Source organism: Frankia sp. CeRuru1, from assembly GCF_977966315.1.
Genome location: NZ_CDWWEW010000259.1, coordinates 4838 through 7441, shown reverse-complemented (window position 1 = coordinate 7441; position 2604 = coordinate 4838). Strand labels below are relative to the sequence as shown.

Here is a 2604-nt window from a genome sequence, read left to right as displayed (position 1 = left end):
TCCCCGCGCCGCGAGGGGATAGACGGTGATGGCCAGCCGGATGAGGTTGTCACCCCGGCGGCTGACGCCCGCGGCCGGGACGGGCCAGACCCGGTCCGTCGGGCCGGTCGCCTCCCAGGCGGCCTTGATCGCGGCGAGTGGGCCGGCGACGTCGCCGCGCCGCCAGGCATCGGCGGCCCGGGCGGCGACGTCGATGACGCCGGGACCGGCCGTGGCGACCGCGACCGCCGCCTCGGGACCCGCGGTCAGGATCCACGGCACGAGTCCCGGTGTCGGCTCGATCCGCTGCAGCAGCGAGATCATCGCCTGCGACCGGGGCCCGGTGACAATGGGCGCCGCCGGCGCCCCGTGCCGCGCGACCACGTCCACGGCGCCCGGATGTGCCTGCTCGACGCCGGCCAGGGCCCGGCGCACCGCGGGTTCCAGGTCGAGCGAGGCGAGTGTCACCAGCACGGCCACGGGTATCCGGGCAAGCAGCCCCCCGAGCGGCGCGAGCACCGGCCGGTCGGCCTCGGGTACCCGGCCGAGACACGCGGCCGCGGCAGCGGCCTCGGTCACCGCTATGCCGTGCTCCAGAGCCAGGCCGACCACGGCGACCGGGTCGTCCGTGGTGGCGGCGACGGCCAGATCCACCTCGTCCGCGCCCGCGGGCAGCAGGTCGGCGACCGCCAGCAACCAGGCCCGGGCGGGCGGGTCCAACGCGCCCAGCGCCGACACCAGGCGCGGCGCCCCGTGCAGCGCGGCGGCCACCCGCACCAGGCGGGCACCGCAGGTCGCGGCGACGGTAGCCGGGTCGAGCGCGACCAGCGACGCGACCTCCGCCGCGAAGGACGCGGACGAACCGGCAACCCGACCAGGCGAACCAGACGAACCGGATGGACCGGATGGACCGGATGGACCGGATGGACCCGTGGTGGCCGGCCCCGCCGGACCGGGGGTGAGGGGTCCTGTGGGGTCCGGCTCGCCCCGGGCCGCGCGCGCCGCTTCGACGAGCAGCCGGGGCAGCGGCATCGTGCCCCAGTGAGCGGCCAGATAGGGCGCGGAGACACCCTCCAGCGAGGGGGGCGCGGACTGCGCCCCGCGGCGCAGGACGCCCTCCGCGATCGCGGTGTCGAGCACGTCGGCCACGTCCTGCCCGGACATCCGGGCGAGCCGGACCAGCCAGTCGCGCGCCGCCCCGATCAGGCTGGCCCTGTTCAGGGTCTCGGCGAGCGGATGGATGCCCCAGCGCCGGGACAGGTACAGCCCGACGACGTCGTCGTCGAACAGGGCCACTGCCCACGCCGACATGCCCGGCCTGCCGAGCAGGTTCTCCTGGAAGGCGGTCTCGATCACCGTCGACGGGTCCGCCGCGACAAGCTCGGCGAACTGCGTGGTCCAGACGATGTCCTCGACGGCGAGGCATCGGACGATCTTCAGCAGGGTGTCGAGCGGCAGGACGCCCCACCGGGATCGCGCGAACGCGACGACGCGCGGATCGACCCACCAGACGGGATCGGGCGGCGGGTCAGCCTGGTGCAGGCCCGCCGTGACGGCCTCGTCGACGAGGTCGCCCGGATTCGCGCCGAGCGCGGCGCCGAAGGAACGCAGCCACTCCAGGTCGCCGTTCACCAGGACCCGGACCGTCGCCATGATGTCCCGCAGCGACCGTTCGTCCCAGCGTGCGGCGACGTAGCCGGCGATCAGCGGCGGCAGCGCCGCGTCCGTCAGCGCGTCCGTCGCCGCGTCCGTCGGCGAGGCCTCGCCGAGGATGCCCTCCGCGACGGCCCGGTCGATCGCGCTGGAGACCGGGACCGCGGCGGCGTCGGCCACCGCGCGCAGCCAGCCGACGCTCGACCGCGTCAGGTCCCGGGCCACGTCGAGCAACGTCACCAACGGCACCGCGGTCCACCGTTCGGTGAGGTAGGAGGCGACGTCCGCATGGGACCAGTCGGATGGTGATGGTGGCCGCGCCTGGCCGAGCAGGCGCTGGGCACGTGCCGCGTCGACCACCTCCGACACGGACGCCCCGACCGTGACGGCCACCGAGCGGATCCAGAGCAGGTCACCCGCGGCCAGCACCCGCCCGAGCTCGATCAGCTCGGCGAGGCTCGCCGTTTCCCACCGTTCGGCGAGGCACCCGGCGATGTCGGGGTCCCACCGCGACGGCGGCACCGGACCCGGTCCGGCCAGGAGGTTCTCCTCGATCGCCCGGTCCCGCACCTCGTCGGCCGCCAGCCCGCCGGCAGCCGCGAGGGCCGCGCACCAGTCCGGCATCCAGTCCGGCTCAGGGGCGACGACCGGGGTCTCGGCGAATGCGGCCCGCGGGTCCGCGACCGGGGCCGACACGTCCTCGGCGGAGGCGGTCGCGGCGGAGGCGGTCGCGCCCTCCACCACGCCACCGTCCGCGCCACCGTCCGCGCCACCGTCCGCGCCGCCATCCGGGCCGCCATCCGGGCCGCCGTCGAGCACGAACCGGCGGACCTCGTCCTCGGTGAGTCCGGGCACCGCCTCGGCGCCGGCCCGCGCGAGCAGCTCGATCCGGTGGACGATGCCGCTGCCGGGCCGCCCACTCACCGGGCTGGTTCCCCCCCGCAGCACCTCGGGCGTCACCCGGGCACGTTC

At 76.3% G+C, this 2604-nt stretch carries 1 pseudogene; it reads right to left on the bottom strand.

Annotated features, from left to right (window positions below):
* Positions 1–2556: pseudogene (locus AC08OP_RS17200) on the bottom strand (hypothetical protein); the annotation flags it as partial.
* Between the last annotated feature and the right edge of the window lie 48 nt (positions 2557–2604).